At 54.4% G+C, this 15,923-nt stretch carries 15 protein-coding genes and 4 tRNA genes; 8 read left to right on the top strand and 11 right to left on the bottom strand.

The window, feature by feature from the left end:
- The first annotated feature begins 11 nt into the window (after window positions 1–11).
- The 4 genes from cysM (at window position 12) to ABEH87_RS14685 (ending at window position 3,910) form a co-directional block, all read left to right on the top strand.
- On the top strand, window positions 12–890 hold the full coding sequence (gene cysM / locus ABEH87_RS14700; RefSeq protein ID WP_346577233.1) for a cysteine synthase CysM: 879 nt from the start codon (window positions 12–14) through the stop codon (window positions 888–890).
- Window positions 891–1,153: 263 nt separating this feature from the next.
- Window positions 1,154–1,834: a response regulator transcription factor gene (locus tag ABEH87_RS14695; protein ID WP_346577231.1), complete on the top strand. Its 681-nt coding sequence runs from the start codon at window positions 1,154–1,156 to the stop codon at window positions 1,832–1,834.
- Complete coding sequence (locus ABEH87_RS14690; RefSeq protein ID WP_346577229.1) at window positions 1,831–3,183, top strand: ATP-binding protein; 1,353 nt, start codon at window positions 1,831–1,833, stop codon at window positions 3,181–3,183. The genes ABEH87_RS14695 and ABEH87_RS14690 overlap by 4 nt, the downstream gene beginning before the upstream one ends.
- A gap of 31 nt (window positions 3,184–3,214) precedes the next feature.
- On the top strand, window positions 3,215–3,910 hold the full coding sequence (locus ABEH87_RS14685; protein ID WP_346577228.1) for a GntR family transcriptional regulator: 696 nt from the start codon (window positions 3,215–3,217) through the stop codon (window positions 3,908–3,910).
- A gap of 59 nt (window positions 3,911–3,969) precedes the next feature.
- Here the strand turns inward: ABEH87_RS14685 and crr are convergent, their stop codons facing one another.
- The 5 genes from crr to cysZ form a co-directional block, all read right to left on the bottom strand.
- Window positions 3,970–4,473, bottom strand: a complete 504-nt coding sequence (crr, locus tag ABEH87_RS14680) for a PTS glucose transporter subunit IIA (protein ID WP_346577226.1) — start codon at window positions 4,471–4,473, stop codon at window positions 3,970–3,972.
- 43 nt (window positions 4,474–4,516) lie between these two features.
- Complete coding sequence (gene ptsI / locus ABEH87_RS14675) at window positions 4,517–6,244, bottom strand: phosphoenolpyruvate-protein phosphotransferase PtsI (protein WP_346577225.1); 1,728 nt, start codon at window positions 6,242–6,244, stop codon at window positions 4,517–4,519.
- A gap of 215 nt (window positions 6,245–6,459) precedes the next feature.
- Window positions 6,460–6,717 carry a phosphocarrier protein Hpr gene (gene ptsH, locus ABEH87_RS14670; RefSeq protein ID WP_034916267.1) on the bottom strand — a complete coding sequence of 86 codons (258 nt, stop codon included), beginning with the start codon at window positions 6,715–6,717 and terminating at the stop codon, window positions 6,460–6,462.
- A 392-nt stretch (window positions 6,718–7,109) separates the two neighbouring features.
- Complete coding sequence (gene cysK, locus ABEH87_RS14665) at window positions 7,110–8,081, bottom strand: cysteine synthase A (protein WP_346577223.1); 972 nt, start codon at window positions 8,079–8,081, stop codon at window positions 7,110–7,112.
- Window positions 8,082–8,281: 200 nt separating this feature from the next.
- Window positions 8,282–9,043: a sulfate transporter CysZ gene (gene cysZ, locus ABEH87_RS14660; protein ID WP_346577221.1), complete on the bottom strand. Its 762-nt coding sequence runs from the start codon at window positions 9,041–9,043 to the stop codon at window positions 8,282–8,284.
- Window positions 9,044–9,263: 220 nt separating this feature from the next.
- Between cysZ and zipA the strand changes: the two genes are divergently transcribed.
- The 3 genes from zipA (at window position 9,264) to ABEH87_RS14645 (ending at window position 12,521) form a co-directional block, all read left to right on the top strand.
- A complete protein-coding gene (gene zipA / locus ABEH87_RS14655) occupies window positions 9,264–10,211 on the top strand; it encodes a cell division protein ZipA (RefSeq protein ID WP_346577219.1) in 948 nt (315 codons plus the stop codon).
- A 68-nt stretch (window positions 10,212–10,279) separates the two neighbouring features.
- Window positions 10,280–12,292 carry an NAD-dependent DNA ligase LigA gene (gene ligA / locus ABEH87_RS14650; RefSeq protein ID WP_346577217.1) on the top strand — a complete coding sequence of 671 codons (2,013 nt, stop codon included), beginning with the start codon at window positions 10,280–10,282 and terminating at the stop codon, window positions 12,290–12,292.
- A 1-nt stretch (window position 12,293) separates the two neighbouring features.
- Window positions 12,294–12,521 (top strand): DUF3820 family protein, encoded by a 228-nt coding sequence (locus ABEH87_RS14645; protein ID WP_346577215.1) that lies wholly within the window; start codon window positions 12,294–12,296, stop codon window positions 12,519–12,521.
- Window positions 12,522–12,524: 3 nt separating this feature from the next.
- On the opposite strand, the gene ABEH87_RS14640 is transcribed toward ABEH87_RS14645, so the two are convergent.
- A complete protein-coding gene (locus ABEH87_RS14640) occupies window positions 12,525–13,550 on the bottom strand; it encodes a bile acid:sodium symporter family protein (protein WP_346577214.1) in 1,026 nt (341 codons plus the stop codon).
- 93 nt (window positions 13,551–13,643) lie between these two features.
- Between ABEH87_RS14640 and ABEH87_RS14635 the strand changes: the two genes are divergently transcribed.
- The gene (locus ABEH87_RS14635) at window positions 13,644–14,564 is read left to right on the top strand and encodes a LysR family transcriptional regulator (protein WP_346577212.1); all 921 of its coding nucleotides are present in this window, start codon (window positions 13,644–13,646) and stop codon (window positions 14,562–14,564) included.
- Here ABEH87_RS14635 and ABEH87_RS14630 read toward each other — a convergent pair.
- The 5 genes from ABEH87_RS14630 to ABEH87_RS14610 form a co-directional block, all read right to left on the bottom strand.
- On the bottom strand, window positions 14,561–14,905 hold the full coding sequence (locus ABEH87_RS14630) for a FlxA-like family protein (RefSeq protein WP_346577210.1): 345 nt from the start codon (window positions 14,903–14,905) through the stop codon (window positions 14,561–14,563). The two genes, ABEH87_RS14635 and ABEH87_RS14630, sit on opposite strands and share 4 nt — an antisense overlap.
- A 387-nt stretch (window positions 14,906–15,292) precedes the next feature.
- A tRNA-Lys gene (locus ABEH87_RS14625) sits at window positions 15,293–15,368 on the bottom strand.
- A 4-nt stretch (window positions 15,369–15,372) separates the two neighbouring features.
- Window positions 15,373–15,448: transfer RNA gene (locus ABEH87_RS14620), tRNA-Val, on the bottom strand.
- A 35-nt stretch (window positions 15,449–15,483) separates the two neighbouring features.
- Window positions 15,484–15,559, bottom strand: a tRNA-Val gene (locus ABEH87_RS14615).
- A gap of 53 nt (window positions 15,560–15,612) precedes the next feature.
- Window positions 15,613–15,688: transfer RNA gene (locus ABEH87_RS14610), tRNA-Val, on the bottom strand.
- Window positions 15,689–15,923 lie beyond the last annotated feature (235 nt).

The raw sequence follows: 15,923 nt of genomic DNA, 5'->3' as shown, positions 1-15,923 counted from the left end.
GGAACCCCACCTTGACCACACTCGAAAATACCATCGGGAATACGCCGCTGATTAAGCTGCAGCGCCTGACGCCGGACAACGGGAGCGAAATATGGCTGAAGCTGGAGGGAAATAACCCCGCCGGTTCGGTGAAGGATCGCGCGGCACTGTCGATGATAAACCAGGCTGAACGGCGCGGTGAAATCCGCCCCGGCGACGTGCTGATTGAAGCGACCAGCGGGAATACTGGCATTGCGCTGGCGATGATTGCCGCCATGAAAGGGTATGTACTGAAGCTGCTGATGCCAGACAATATGAGCATTGAACGCCAGGCGGCGATGCGCGCCTACGGGGCTGAGCTGATTCTGGTGAGCCGCGAACAGGGAATGGAAGGGGCACGCGATCTGGCGAATGCCATGGCCGCTCGTGGTGAAGGCCGGGTGCTCGATCAGTTTAATAACCCGGACAACCCGCTTGGTCACTACCTGACGACCGGGCCGGAAATCTGGCAGCAAACGGCGGGGCGGTTAACGCATTTTGTCTCCAGTATGGGCACCACCGGCACGATTACCGGCGTGAGTCGTTACCTGAAAGAGCAGAGTTCCACGGTGAACATTGTCGGGCTGCAACCCTCTGAGGGCAGCAGTATTCCCGGCATTCGCCGCTGGCCTGCCGCCTATCTGCCCGGTATTTTCCGCCCTGAGCTGGTGGACCGGGTAATGGATATGTCGCAGCGGGAAGCCGAAGAGACGATGCGCCTGCTGGCACGGCGTGAAGGTCTGTTCTGCGGCGTCAGCTCCGGCGGAGCTGTGGCGGGGGCAGTGCGTATTGCGCAGGAAAAGCCCGGCAGTATTATTGTGGCGATTATCTGCGATCGAGGAGACCGCTATTTATCCACCGGCGTCTATTAATCGCATTACAGCGTTCCTTGTTTGCTCACGGTCGTAGTGAAAGGACACTTCATTGCGGTTGGGGTAGGTTGAAATAGACAAGATGATTTGTCAGTTAAACTTACGGATAACAAGAACGATCTCATGAGTATTCAGGTTTCTGCCGATGCGCCTGCCTGCTGCTGGCGCATACCATATTGTCAGACTGTAAGGATTGGGTAAAAGCGGCTGCGAACCCGTTAATAACAGGTGAAAATAGCGGCTGTATCATTGAGAGCTCCCCTATGAAAATTTTACTGGTCGATGACGACCTTGAGCTGGGCACCCTGCTCAGCCAGTACCTGATTGCCGAGGGCTTTGATGCCTCTCTGGTGTTAATGGGCAGAGCCGGTGTTGAAGGTGCACTTTCCGGCAACTACAGCGCCATGATCCTCGATATTATGCTGCCCGATATGAGCGGCATAGATGTGCTGCGCCAGGTGCGTCAGCACGGCAGACTGCCGGTGATTATGCTGACGGCAAAAGGCGATAATATTGACCGGGTGATTGGCCTGGAAATGGGGGCTGATGACTACATGCCGAAGCCGTGCTATCCGCGCGAGCTGGTCGCCCGTCTGCGGGCCGTGCTGCGACGCGTTGAAGAGCAGCCGGCAGTGCCGGATAATAAAGAAGTGGCTGGCTGGGGGGAGCTGACGCTCAACCCGGCAACGCGCGTCAGTGAATGGCAGAAAAAGCCGTTCGATCTGACCGCCTCAGAGTTTAACCTGCTGGATCTGCTGCTGCGTTCCCCTGACCGCGTGGTATCAAAAGACGAACTCTCAGAAAAAGGGCTGGGGCGACCGCGCGAAGCCTATGACCGCAGCGTTGATGTGCACATCAGCAACATCCGCCAGAAGCTGGCTGCGCTGACCCATGACACCATCAATATCGAAACGGTACGCAGCATCGGCTACCGTATCCGATGAAGCACGGGTTCCGCGGTTTTCTGTTCTGGAAGATTTTGCTGGGATTCTGGCTGACCTATATTGCGATTACTCAGCTGCTGTGGCTGGGTTTCAGCCTGTATGGTAAACATCATGAACCGCCGGAAAATCACGCCATCAAACGTATTGTCAATCTGCAGATGACTTCGGCCGTGTCGGTGCTGCAGCGCGGTGGGCTGGATGCGCTGAATGACATGATGGTGGACTGGCCGCCAAACGATCGGCGTTTTTTCTCTGTACAGCCAGTGGCTGAGCCGGAGCATCAGGCGACCGCGCGCGGTGAGTTAAATCGCGAGCCTGCCCCCGGTGAGTTTCCAAAAGAGGTGACCGAACGGGTGACCGGCGCCGATGGTCGCCAGTATCAGTTGAGATATGACGTGGCGGGCCTGCGCGCTGACAGCCGGATGGGCGGTCATCCACACAGTATTCTTAATATGCCAGAGCCGCTTTTTATTGTGGGGGCGGTGTGTGGGCTACTGTTCAGTCTGTTTCTGGCATGGAACCTGACGCGCCCCATGCGTCAGCTGCGTGCCGGTTTTGCCCGCGTCTCCGGCGGGGATCTTTCCGTTCGCCTTTACCCACAGATGCGTCGTCGCCACGATGAGTTTTCAGTGGTGGCGCAGGACTTCGATGCGATGGTTGAGCGGTTATCCGTCCTGGTGCAGGCGCGGGAAGAGCTGTTGCACGATGTCTCTCACGAGTTACGTTCGCCGCTGGCCCGTCTGCAGCTGGCGACCGGGCTGGCGCGGCAGACGCCAGAAAGCGTGAACAGTTCTCTTGACCGTATTGATGAAGAGGCTCGTCGTCTGGATAAAATGATCGGTGAGCTGCTGTCGCTGTCGCGGGCGGAACATCAGAGCCTGCCGGATGAACAATATTTTGATTTGCTGGGACTGCTGAATGCGGTGGCTAACGATGCGCGCTATGAGGCACAAATTCCCGGCGTTGAAATTGTGCTTAATGCCGATGAGCAACTGGATTATACGGTCAGGGGCGATGCTAACCTGATTCGCTCTGCGGTGGAGAATGTGGTGCGTAATGCGCTGCGCTTCTCCCAGCACGGGCAGCAGGTGCGCATCACCCTCGGACAGGAAAATGACTGGCTGGCGATTGGCGTACGCGACTATGGGCCGGGTGTGGATGCCGACAAGCTTTCCAGTATTTTTGATCCTTTTGTCCGGGTTAATTCACCCTTATCGGGCAGGGGATACGGACTTGGGCTGTCGATTGTGCGCAAAGTGGTGATTGCCCATCAGGGAGATGTCAGCGCACAGAATGCCCGCGATGGCGGGCTGGAACTGACGATCCGCCTGCCGCATTGGGTGGGGTGAGCGGCAGTTTGATATTTTATCGAGGTAAGAGATGAACAGTGTGTCCAGCGCCAGACAGCAGGAAATTCAGCGCATCGTTGATGCGCTGTCGATGGCCATTGCGCAGCACAAACTCAGGCCCGGTACGCGGCTGGTCGAGGCGCAGATTGTGGAGGTGCTTTCTGCTAACCGCAATCACGTGCAGGCAGCACTTCAGCGGCTGGCATTGCAGCATATTGTCACCATCTCCCCTAATCGCGGGGCAAAAGTAGCGCGCCCTGAGGCGCGTGAAGCGCGAGAGGTCTTTATTGCCCGTCGGGCGATTGAGCACGCCATGATTGCAGGGATCAGTGTTGATAAGATGGCGCAGTATCATGACGAGATGGAGGCCCACCTGCAGGGAGAGCAGGAGGTCATTGCCTGTAATGATCGGCGTGAAATTGTGCGTCAGCTGAGTCAGTTTCATATGCTGCTGGCTAAAATCAGCGACAACCGGGTGCTGACGGAAATGCTGTCAAACCTGATAGTGCGCAGTTCGCTGATTGTGGCTTTATATCAGCGTAACGACACGCCTGCCTGCCAGTGCAGCGAACACCGCGCGCTGGTGACAGCGCTGCGGGCAGGGGAGGTGGTACAGGCGCAGCGGTTAATGGACGACCATCTGTGCCAGCTTGAGAAACAGCTGGAGCTGGCAGAGACTCCAGCTGCCACGTTCAGCCTGCGCGATGCGCTGGTGGTCAGCCAGTAATTTAGCCATAAAAAAAGCCCCCAGGCCGAAACCAGGAGGCTTATTAACAACGCCAGCCGTTACTTCTTGATACGAATAACCGGGGTTTCACCCACAACAACGTTACCCGTCAGCTTAATCAGCTCTTTGATCTCATCCATATTGGAGATCACAACCGGAGTCAGCGTGGATTTTGCTTTCTCTTCCAGCAGCGCCAGATCAAACTCGATCACTACGTCGCCTTTCTTAACTTTCTGACCTTCTTCAGCGATGCGTTTAAAGCCTTCGCCTTTCAGTTCAACCGTATCAATTCCGAAGTGGACAAACAGCTCAATGCCGTTGTCTGACTCGATGGAAAAAGCATGATTGGTTTCGAAAATTTTACCGATAGTACCGTCAACCGGCGCAACCATTTTATTGCCAGTAGGTTTAATGGCGATACCGTCGCCGACAATTTTCTCTGCAAACACGACATCTGGAACGTCTTCGATATTGACGATCTCACCCGACAGCGGGGCGACAATCTCAATGATGCCCGACGCGGAATCAGACTTATCGCCAAAAAGTTTTGAAAACAAACCCATGTTATTCTCCTAAGCAGTTATATTGGGCCAGCGTTTCTGGATCTCAGCAGAGTGTTTTTTCTTCAATGAACTTGTTGACCAGGTTCATCAACTCGTCCGCTGTAGGTTGAGCCAGAGCCTGCTCTGCCAATGCCTTCGCATCTTCAAAATTCGTATTACGAATAATTTTCTTGATGCGTGGGATAGAAATGGCACTCATGCTGAATTCGTCCAGCCCCATTCCCAATAACAGTAGTGTAGCACGTTCGTCGCCAGCCAGCTCACCACACATGCCAGTCCATTTACCTTCGGCATGAGAAGCATCAATAACTTGCTTGATCAGCGTCAGAACAGAAGGCGACATTGGGTTGTAGAGATGGGAGATCAGATCGTTTCCACGGTCAACTGCCAGAGTATACTGCGTCAGGTCGTTTGTCCCAATACTGAAGAAATCGACTTCTTTCGCCAGATGGTGGGCAATCACTGCCGAAGCAGGGGTTTCTACCATGATTCCCACTTCAATGCTCTCGTCGAAGGCCTTGCCCTCTTCGCGCAGCTGGGCTTTCAGCGTTTCCAGTTCAGCTTTCAGGAAGCGAACTTCCTCAACGGCGATGATCATCGGGAACATGATACGCAGTTTACCGAACGCAGAAGCGCGCAGGATAGCACGTAGCTGAGCATGCAGAATTTCAGGACGGTCCATCGCGATGCGAATCGCACGCCAGCCGAGGAACGGGTTATCTTCTTTTGGCAGATTCATGTACGGCAGGTCTTTATCACCGCCGATATCCATAGTACGCACGATAACAGCCTGTGCGCCCACGGCTTCAGCCACGGCTTTATAGGCCTGGAACTGCTCATCTTCTGTTGGCAGCGATTCGCGGTCCATAAACAGGAACTCGGTGCGGTACAGGCCGACACCCTCTGCGCCGTTACGCTCAGCGCCGGCGACGTCACGCACGGTACCGATGTTAGCGCAAACTTCAACCTGATGGCCGTCGAGGGTGATTGCCGGTAGATCTTTCAGTTTCGCCAGCTCGGTTTTCTCGCTGAGGTACTGATGGGCTACGGCTTTCAGCTCTTCGATTTTTTCCGGTGTCGGGTTTACATACACCTGGTTATTCACGCCATCGAGGATCAGGAAATCGTCATTTTTTACCTGGCTGGTCACATCACCGGTGCCGACAATGGCAGGCAGTTCAAGCGAACGGGCCATAATCGAGGTGTGTGAAGTGCGGCCACCGATATCGGTGATAAAGCCGAGCACTTTATTCAGGTTAAGCTGTGCGGTTTCTGACGGAGTCAGATCTTTCGCAATCAGCAGCACTTCTTCATTGATAGCGCTGAGGTCAACGATATGCAGGCCAAGAATGTTTTGCAGCAGGCGCTTACCGATATCACGGACGTCGGCAGCACGCTCTTTCAGATACTCGTCATCGAGTTCTTCCAGTGCTTTTGCCTGACCTTCAATCACAGAAAAGGCAGCAGCATCCGCAGTGGCATGCTCGTCTTTGATCAGGGCGATGATTTCCTGCTCCAGTTCTTCATCTTCCAGCAGCATGATATGCCCTTCGAAGATCGCTTCTTTCTCTTCACCGAAGGTTTCCCCGGCTTTGATTTTGATCGCTTCGAGCTGCACGGCAGCTTTTTTACGACCATCAAGAAAACGCTGAACTTCCTGATCGACCTGGTCGGCAGAAATCTTTTTCCGGTTGATGATAATCTCATCTTCTTTCAGCAAAAGCGCCTTGCCGAAAGCGATACCCGGTGATGCTAAAATGCCTGAAATCATAACCCTACCTTTTCTTTCTCTGATAATCATCTGAGGCGGAGAACCGCGGATGACTGCATCGGTTAATCCACTCAGCGAGCCGGACGGAGCATACCGTTTTTTTCGTCAGCGTTTGTCTACTTTACGAAAACAACATCGCGAACGTACTGTTCGCGATCAATATTGCATAACTCTGTCCGGTAACACTTCGCTGGACAAGCTGGAAAGCGACTGAATTACTCCAGTTCTGCCATCAGTTTAACCAGATGTTCAACGGCTTTCTGCTCGTCTTCGCCTTCAGCAGACAGCGTCACCACGGTGCCCTGAGTCAGACCCAGAGTCTGTAATTTGAACAGGCTTTTCGCGCTGGCAGATTTACCGTTAGAGGTCACAGTGATTTCTGAAGCAAAAGCTTTTGCTTCTTTCACGAACTGTGCTGCTGGACGAGTGTGCAGGCCGTTTGGTGCGGTGATAGTAACTTCTTGCTGGAACATTATGTTTCCCCAACTTAATTTGGTTTGGTGTTATTGATCTAAAGTCTAGCCTGGTGGCGAAACTTTAGCCTGTAGTGAATCGCGCTGGCATGATACGAGACTGGCCAAAAAATGCGCTGGTAAGGTGGAGTGAAGACGGGAAAAAAACGCGGGATTCCCCTTAACTTTTCCACTTCCCATTATGCCGCTTTTTCTCTTTGTGCGCCAAACCAGTAAATCGATTCAGCTTGATCCAGTTCACGCAGCGATTAATTTTACGGATCGAAATAATTGCCAGCTTAAATACCAGACACCAGAGGGTAAAATCAATCTTCAGGGTGGTAAAAGTTTGACGTACCCCACAAAAAAGCACCCTTACGGGTGCTTTTTCAGACAATATCGCCTTTATGGCACTACTGTTGCAGTTCTTTTTCAGTGAACAGATCGGCAAACAGTGCGGTTGACAGATAACGCTCGCCGGAAGAGGGCAGGATCACCACAATATTTTTGTCGGCAAAAGCGTCGTCTTCCTGCAATTTCAGTGCAGCAGCAACGGCCGCCCCCGAGGAGATACCGGCGAGAATACCTTCTTCTTCCATCAGACGGCGTGCGGTTGAAATCGCCTCTTCGTTAGAGATGGCGACAACGCGGTCCACCAGGTTGAGATCGAGGTTACCAGGGATAAAACCTGCACCGATGCCCTGAATTTTATGCGGACCGGGTTTAATTTCTTCGCCCGCAATCGCCTGGGCGATGACCGGTGAATCCGTTGGCTCAACCGCCACGGTAATCAGCTCTTTTTTGCCTTTGGTGTTTTTAATGTAGCGGCTCACACCGGTCAGCGTTCCGCCGGTACCGACGCCAGCGATAAAGACATCCACTTCGCCATCGGTATCTTCCCAGATTTCCGGGCCGGTGGTTTTTTCATGAATTTCCGGGTTGGCCGGGTTACTGAACTGTTGCAGCAGGAGAAAACGATCGGGATCGCCCGCCACAATTTCTTCCGCCTTGCTGATGGCACCTTTCATGCCTTTGGCGCCTTCGGTCAGCACCAGATTCGCCCCAAGGGCTTTCAGCAGCTTACGGCGCTCCACGCTCATGGTTTCCGGCATGGTCAGGGTTAATTTGTAGCCGCGCGCCGCTGCCACATAGGCCAGTGCGATACCGGTATTACCGCTGGTCGGTTCAACCAGTTCAATACCCGGTTTCAGAATTCCGCGTTTTTCTGCGTCCCAAATCATATTGGCACCGATACGGCATTTGACGCTGAAGCTAGGGTTACGCGACTCCACTTTTGCCAGAATGCGTCCATTACCGATGCGGTTCAGTCGAACCAGCGGCGTATGACCGATTGTTAAAGAATTGTCTTCATAGATCTTACTCATAGCCTGTCCTTAACTGTATGAAATATTGGGAACGCTTAGAGCATACCTTGTTCATTTAGCCAGTGAAGTGAAGAAATCGTATATAGATATGTTCTGCAGAAATAAGCCCTGACGAAATGGCATAAGCAGGGCGTGGCGGGGCGAAGCAGAAAAAAAGGTGAAACGTCACGAGCCAGTTTCGTGGCTCGTGCGCCAGGCATTTATCGATTGAGGGCTAACTGCGAACGATATTTGTCTACCCACATGGCGGTCGCGCCACAGACAGCGACCGGCATAATCACCAGGTTCAGCAGGGGGATCATGGTGAACAGGCTCACCAGAGCGCCGAACTGCATGTTGACGGTTTTATTCTGGCGCAGCGCGGAACGCATCTGCCGGAAGTTGACCTTATGGTTATCAAACGGGAAGTCACAGTACTGAATAGACAGCATCCAGGCGCTGAACAGGAACCACAGCACCGGCGCTACCGTCTGTCCGAATCCAGGTACAAAATAGAGTATCAGCAGCACCAGCGCGCGCGGCAGATAATAAGCCAGCTTCTGCCACTCTCGTTTCATGATACGTGGCAGGTCCTTCGCCAGTCCGCTCCAGCCATTATCAGGCAGCGGTTTGCCGGTCAGACGGCCTTCCAGCTGCTCGGCCAGCAGACCGCAGAAAGGAGCCGCTATCCAGTTGGCAATGGTGGAGAAAAAATAGCTAAAGACTAAAATAATGGAGAGCACCGTCAGTGGCCAGATCAGATAGCTCAGCCACTGTAACCAGCCGGGTATCATTGCCATTAATTCCGGGATCCAGTGACCCAGCCGGTTGAACAGCCAGAGAAAGGCTCCCCCCATTAAGACAATATTGACCAGCAGCGGAAGGATAACAAAACGCCGGATGCCAGGCAGCAGGATCAGCTTCCATCCCTGGGCAAAGTAGTGGACTCCGTTATGAGAAGTACCAGGATTGTGATGTGACATGTACTGCGTTTCTCCTTTGAACGGGCAGACGATGGCTATCATAACGCAGCTTTTTCCACTTACCAGGGGGGCTTTGCGCGAAAAAACAGCAAAAAAGCGTCCTCATAGCGGGATATTTGTCAGAAAATACTGCGCAGACTTGCACTTGTGTACCTGGGCAAATACAGTTAGAGGATAAAGTTTGCCGCGGTGGCAAGGTATTGGAACAACAGAGAATACAATGATGCAGGATTTGCGTCTGATATTAATCGTTGTTGGCGCGATCGCCATAATAGCGCTTTTACTGCATGGCCTGTGGACCAGCCGTAAAGAGCGCTCATCTGTTTTTCGCGATCGCCCTCACAAGCGTTTAAAACAGGACAGAGAAGAAGCGTTCGAAGATGACGAAGAAGGCGTAGGTGAAGTGCGCGTGCAGCGTAGCCAGCCGGACCCGTCGGAGCCTTCCCTGGGTGGATTTAATGCCGGGAATGAGCCGCCGCGTCAGCCCAATATTCGTCAGCCTGAACCGGTGCGCCATCAGCCTGTGGTTGATGAGCAGCCTGAAGACGATCCGCTGTTTGGCGGAGACTTCCAGCATGCGCCGGAGCCGGAGCGCGAAGCCCCTGAACCCGTGCGCCAGCCTGAGCCGGTTCGTCCGGTACAGACGGCCCAGGTGCCACCTGTCCAGCCTCAGCCTCAGCCTGAAGTCGTGCAGCCGCCGTCAGACGCAGAAATTGCTGAAGCGAAGCGGGAAGAAGCGCGTCGTAAAGAGACGGTGCTGGTGCTGCATGTTTCCGCCCATGCGGGGGGCAGTATCAGCGGTGAAGCGCTGCTGCAGGGCGTATTGCAGGCAGGTTTCCAGTTTGGCGAAATGAATATCTTCCATCGTCACCTGAATCCGGCGGGCAGCGGCCCGGTGCTGTTCAGTCTGGCAAACATGGTCAAACCCGGCTCGTTTAATCCGGACAACATGTCTGATTTTACCACCCCTGGCGTGTCGATCTTTATGATGGTGCCGTCCTACGGCGATGCGCATCAGAACTTTAAACTGATGCTGCAATCTGCACAGCGTATCGCTGATGATGTCGGTGGCGTGGTGCTGGACGACGAACGCCGCATGATGACGCCGCAGAAGCTGGAAACGTATAAATCGCGTATCCGCGATGTGATTGACGCCAACGCCCGATAATTTTTATATAATCATAATCTTCCCAAACCCCCGACCTTCGGGGGTTTTTTATCTCTGATGGTGCCGCTATGGAATCCGTACAAGACAAAATCACCCATTTGCGAACCCTGCTTCGCCACCACGAATATCAGTATCACGTACTGGATGCTCCGGAAGTACCGGATGCGGAGTACGATCGCCTGATGGGCGAACTGCGTGAACTGGAAAGCGCACACCCTGAGCTGATTAGCTCTGACTCCCCGACCCAGCGCGTTGGCGCCGCGCCGCTCAGTGCATTTGAGCAGGTACGCCATGAAATACCAATGCTGTCGCTGGATAACGCCTTCGATGAAGAGAGCTATCTGGCGTTTAACAAGCGCGTGCAGGATCGTCTGAAAAGCAGCGATGACATCACCTTCTGCTGCGAGCTGAAGCTGGACGGACTGGCGGTCAGCCTGCTGTATGAAAACGGCGAGCTGGTGCGTGCAGCGACGCGCGGCGATGGTACCACGGGGGAAAATATTACCGCCAATGTGCGCACAATTGGCGCTATTCCGCTACGGCTGCGCGGAGACAATATCCCGGCCCGAATGGAAGTGCGTGGTGAAGTGTTTATGCCGCAGTCCGGTTTTGAAAAAATGAATGACGAGGCGCGGCGCACCGGCAGTAAAGTATTCGCCAACCCGCGTAATGCTGCCGCAGGCTCTCTGCGTCAGCTTGATCCGCGCATCACTGCTAAGCGTCCCCTGACGTTCTTCTGTTACGGTCTGGGTCTGCTGGAAGGGGGCGAGATGCCGCGTAGCCATATGGGCCGGCTGCAGCAGTTTAAAGCCTGGGGCCTGCCGGTCAGCAACCGGGTACGTCTGTGCCATAACGCGGACGAGGTGCTGGCATTCTACCGGGAGATTGAAGCCGACCGCCCTGCGCTGGGATTTGATATTGACGGCGTGGTCATCAAAGTGGATTCGCTGGATCTCCAGGAACAACTCGGCTTTGTAGCCCGTGCGCCGCGTTGGGCGATAGCCTTCAAATTCCCCGCCCAGGAGCAGATGACCGTGGTGCGTGACGTCGAGTTCCAGGTTGGCCGCACCGGTGCCATTACGCCGGTGGCACGTCTGGAACCGGTGCTGGTTGCCGGGGTGATCGTCAGTAATGCCACGCTGCACAATGCCGACGAGATTGAGCGCCTGGGGCTGAAAATTGGCGACCGCGTGGTGATCCGCCGTGCGGGAGACGTGATCCCGAAAGTGGTGAGCGTGGTAGAACACGCAGAAGATGCGCGCGACGTGGTGTTCCCGATCCACTGCCCGGTTTGCGGCTCTGACGTTGAGCGGGTGGAAGGCGAGGTTGTGGCCCGCTGCACCGGCGGCCTGATCTGCGGCGCTCAGCGCAAAGGCGCGTTAAAACACTTTGTCTCGCGCCGGGCGCTGGACATTGACGGCATGGGCGAGAAAATTATCGATCAGCTGGTTGATAAAGAGTACGTTCTGAATCCGGCCGACCTGTTCAATCTTACCGCAGGCAAACTGACCGGGCTGGATCGTATGGGACCAAAGTCAGCGCAGAATGTCGTTGATGCGCTGGCGAAGGCGAAGCACACGACCTTTGCCCGTTTCCTGTATGCGCTCGGCATCAGCGAAGTGGGTGAGGCGACGGCGGCGAACCTGGCTGCACATTTCGGCACGCTTGAGGCGCTGATGGCGGCAGATCTGGAGGCGCTGATTGCGGTGCCGGACGTCGGTAAAGTGGTCGCCAGCCATGTGCGTAACTTCCTGGATGAAGAGAGCAACCGCGAAGTCATCCATCTGCTGGTGGAAAAAGCCGGTATCAGCTGGCCTGATGTTGTGGTGGTAAAAGCAGAAGAGATCGACAGCCCGTTCGCGGGAAAAACCGTGGTGCTGACCGGTTCCCTGACCATTTTGTCGCGTGATGAAGCGAAAGATCGGCTGGTAGCGCTGGGCGCCAAAGTGAGCGGCAGCGTATCGAAGAAAACCGATCTGGTGATCGCCGGTGAAGCGGCCGGCTCCAAGCTGGTCAAAGCGCAGGAGTTGGGTATTCAGGTTATCGACGAAGCGGAAATGATACGTTTACTGGGTGAGTGAAATGGAAAAGCAGCACCTGATTGAGATCGCCAACACTGAAATGCCTTTTGGTAAATACAAAGGGCGGGCGTTGATCGACCTGCCGGAAGAGTATCTGCTGTGGTTTGCGCGTAAGGATGAGTTTCCTCAGGGTCATCTGGGGGAGTTGATGCAGATTACGCTGGCAATCAAGATTGAGGGGCTGGAAGGGCTGGTGAAACCGTTAAAACGGGGCCATACGGCCCCGTAATATTTACGATTTCTGCGACTCCATTACGGCAGGTTTACTGTGACTTGCCTTATGCTGTGCGGCCAGCTTTTCACCCGCTTTTTTGTAGCGCTGTGCCAGCATAGAGCAGACCATCAGCTGAACCTGATGGAAGATCATCAGCGGCAGCACGATAATCCCCACGGCGGCTGAAGGGAACAGAATGTTCGCCATCGGTACGCCGTTTGCCAGGCTCTTTTTCGACCCGCAAAACAGAATGGTAATTTCATCTGCACGGTTAAAGCCAAACAGCTTCGCTGCCGCCAGGTTAATCGCCAGCACCACGAACAGCAGCCCCAGGCTACCCACCACAATCCAGACCAGCGTCATGGCGCCTACGCGGTGCCAGATACCGTTTACCACGGCTTCACTGAAGGCGGAATACACCACCAGCAGAATAGACGCCTGGTCCGTTTTGCCAATCAGACCCCGGTTTCTTTCCACCCAGTCGGCAATCCAGCGGCGGGAAATATGCCCGATGACAAACGGCACCAGCAGCTGCAGCATGATTTTACCAATCTGTTCCAGACTCCCACCCGGCACGTCGCTGTGTACGTTCATCAGCAGGCCGACCAGCAGCGGGGAGATAAACACACCCAGCAGGCTGGATGCCGAGGCGCTGCAGACCGCGGCGGCGACATTACCCCCGGCCAGCGAGGTCAGGGCAATCGACGACTGTACGGTAGCAGGCAGGATCGACAGGTACATAAACCCGGTGTAGATTTCGGTGCTGAGGTTCAGCGGGTGCCACCAGACAAACAGCATCCCCAACGCCGGGAACAGCACAAAGGTGCTGAACATCACCCACAGGTGCAAACGCCAGTGGCCGCCCCCGGCAATGATTTTTTCCCGCGACAGCTTGGCGCCGTGCATAAAGAACAGCAGGGCGATAGCGGCGGTGGTCAGCCATTCAAAGAAATCAACAAAATGACCGCGTGCGGGCAGGAAAGAGGCCAGCAGTACGGTGATGATCAGTTTCAACATCAGTGGGTCGATACGAAAGATACGCATGTTAATGCCTGGTTAAAAAAACATGCGGCTATTGTGCGCTGGCAGGGTTTAGAAATAAAATTAATTTATTGAATTCATATATGAGCATAATCGATGAATTGTACGCTTCGTCAGTTACGGGTCTTTGTCGCCGTAGCGCAGCAGGGGAGTTTTAGCCAGGCGGGGCAGCTGATTGGACTCAGTCAGTCTGCGGTCAGCCACAGCATTAAAGAGCTGGAAACAGAGATGGGCATTCGCCTGCTGGATCGCACCACGCGGGAAGTGTTGCTGACGGAGGCGGGCGAGCAGCTCTCCAGCCGCCTTGAGCGCCTGCTGGAGGAGCTTAACACCACGCTGCTGGATGCGCGCAGCTATGGGCAGCAGCGCAGCGGTACGGTGCGTGTGGCGGCCAGCCAGACCATCTCTGCGCATCTGATGCCGCAGTGTCTGGCTGCCGGGCAGTTACACTATCCGGAAATTAAAGTGATGCTGCGCGACCGCCCTCAGCAGTGGGTGCTGCAAAGCATCCGTAATGCCGAAGTGGACTTCGGCATTGTGGTTGGCCCGCTGCAGTCTGACGATCTGGAGTGTGAGGCTATTCTTGCCGAGCCGTTTCTGCTGCTGTGCCGTCAGGACGACCCTTTGGCGCAGCAGCAGACCATTCACTGGCATATGCTCAACCAGCGCACGCTGGTGCTTCAGGATTATGCTTCAGGCAGTCGGGTACTGATCGACGAGGCGCTGCGTGTGCAGCAGGTGCAGGCGGAGATTGCCCAGGAGATAGGTCACCCCGCGACGCTCTATCCGATGGTGGAAGCCGGGATAGGCATCAGCATTTTACCCGCGCTGGCGCTGCCATTACCGCAGGGCAGGCCGCTGCTGGTTCGCCGGATTGTACCGGAGATCAACCGGAGCATTATGCTGGTCCGGCGTAAGAATCGTTCGTTAACACCCGCCGCAGAGGCGATTTGGCAGGAAGTGCGCCAGCAGGCAGAGCTGCTGACGCAACAGCGCGCGAACGCGTCACCGTTCTAGATATATACGTTCAGCTGATTATCTTCCGTCGGACGATTAACGCCGTCAGCCATTTTGCTGCTGCCGCTGTCGGCGGCTTTACTGACTTCCTGCTGCTCAGCAGCCTTTTCTGCCTGCTGCTGCTGGATTTGTGCCAGCTGTGCTTCCAGCATCATGATCTGATTTTCGATCATCTGCTGCTGTTTCGCTTTCTGATCTTCATCCAGCGTTGTATCGCCGGCCATACTTTTCAGCTGTTCCTGTAGCCTGACAATCTGCTTAGCGATACTGGCGGTTTGTGAAACCGAATCTCCGCCGCCCGAGCCGCCAGATACACCAGAACTGGTATTGATGGTTGTCATTTCTGTCTCCTTTGTATTTAACCAATACGGGTTATCGGAACGGAGTGCTGAAGACTTGAGGGCGGAATGCGTAAAAGTGGTGATAAGAAGGTGAAAAGAGAACCGTAGGGGCAGGGGATCTTCTTTTTCGGTCAGTCCGGATGTTGCGAATGTTCGCGTGTGAAAACGGAAAATGTATGGGCGACCGTTTCTGTTGGATGCAACCATCAACACGGGACGACCGGAAAAGAAGGTCTTCATTACGTTTGGTGCACATCATCGGCACGGGACGACCGGAAAAAAGGGTCGTCCCCTACATGGATCTGATGTAGGGGCTGACCTTCTTTTCCGGTCAGCCCGCCCGAATGACAGATAGCAAAAAGGCGCCTTTAGGGCGCCTTTTTACATTGGTGGGTCGTGCAGGATTCGAACCTGCGACCAATTGATTAAAAGTCAACTGCTCTACCAACTGAGCTAACGACCCGATATGGTGGGTGATGACGGGCTCGAACCGCCGACCCCCTCCGTGTAAAGGAGATGCTCTACCAACTGAGCTAATCACCCATATCGTCATGCTTACCAGATACTTCACTGAGATATGGTGGGTGATGACGGGCTCGAACCGCCGACCCCCTCCGTGTAAAGGAGATGCTCTACCAACTGAGCTAATCACCCACATCTCAAATCTCTGGGTACTGCTTTTTCGCGGGCATCATTCATATCATGAATGGTGGGTGATGACGGGCTCGAACCGCCGACCCCCTCCGTGTAAAGGAGATGCTCTACCAACTGAGCTAATCACCCCCGCTGTGTGGAGTCGCATTATAGGGAACCGCGGAAATGAGTCAACGCTTTTTCCGTGTAAAATGTGTGTTCGTCGTAAAAATAGTCAGGATGTTCTCATTTCAGGCAAAAACAGAGGCTTGCTGACTGAAAGTCCAGCCAAACGCCGTCGGCAAACAGGGATTGGCGTTGAGGATTCGCCCGCAGGTGATAGAATGTGCCCCACTAAAAGTTTGTTCTGACCAGGCCAAAGCCT

This window comes from Erwinia sp. Eh17-17, assembly GCF_039675725.1.
Taxonomy (GTDB): Bacteria; Pseudomonadota; Gammaproteobacteria; order Enterobacterales; family Enterobacteriaceae; genus Erwinia.
This window is presented reverse-complemented; position numbering and strand designations above follow the sequence as displayed.

Bases quoted from the DNA above. Each gene is read 5' to 3' on its own strand.
- ABEH87_RS14695 (WP_346577231.1), top strand. From the start codon at position 1,154: ATGAAAATTTTACTGGTCGATGACGACCTTGAGCTGGGCACCCTGCTC.
- ABEH87_RS14690 (WP_346577229.1), top strand. From the start codon at position 1,831: ATGAAGCACGGGTTCCGCGGTTTTCTGTTCTGGAAGATTTTGCTGGGA.
- ABEH87_RS14685 (WP_346577228.1), top strand. From the start codon at position 3,215: ATGAACAGTGTGTCCAGCGCCAGACAGCAGGAAATTCAGCGCATCGTT.
- crr (WP_346577226.1), bottom strand. From the start codon at position 4,473: ATGGGTTTGTTTTCAAAACTTTTTGGCGATAAGTCTGATTCCGCGTCG.
- ptsI (WP_346577225.1), bottom strand. From the start codon at position 6,244: ATGATTTCAGGCATTTTAGCATCACCGGGTATCGCTTTCGGCAAGGCG.
- ptsH (WP_034916267.1), bottom strand. From the start codon at position 6,717: ATGTTCCAGCAAGAAGTTACTATCACCGCACCAAACGGCCTGCACACT.
- cysK (WP_346577223.1), bottom strand. From the start codon at position 8,081: ATGAGTAAGATCTATGAAGACAATTCTTTAACAATCGGTCATACGCCG.
- cysZ (WP_346577221.1), bottom strand. From the start codon at position 9,043: ATGTCACATCACAATCCTGGTACTTCTCATAACGGAGTCCACTACTTT.
- zipA (WP_346577219.1), top strand. From the start codon at position 9,264: ATGATGCAGGATTTGCGTCTGATATTAATCGTTGTTGGCGCGATCGCC.
- ligA (WP_346577217.1), top strand. From the start codon at position 10,280: ATGGAATCCGTACAAGACAAAATCACCCATTTGCGAACCCTGCTTCGC.
- ABEH87_RS14645 (WP_346577215.1), top strand. From the start codon at position 12,294: ATGGAAAAGCAGCACCTGATTGAGATCGCCAACACTGAAATGCCTTTT.
- ABEH87_RS14640 (WP_346577214.1), bottom strand. From the start codon at position 13,550: ATGCGTATCTTTCGTATCGACCCACTGATGTTGAAACTGATCATCACC.
- ABEH87_RS14635 (WP_346577212.1), top strand. From the start codon at position 13,644: ATGAATTGTACGCTTCGTCAGTTACGGGTCTTTGTCGCCGTAGCGCAG.
- ABEH87_RS14630 (WP_346577210.1), bottom strand. From the start codon at position 14,905: ATGACAACCATCAATACCAGTTCTGGTGTATCTGGCGGCTCGGGCGGC.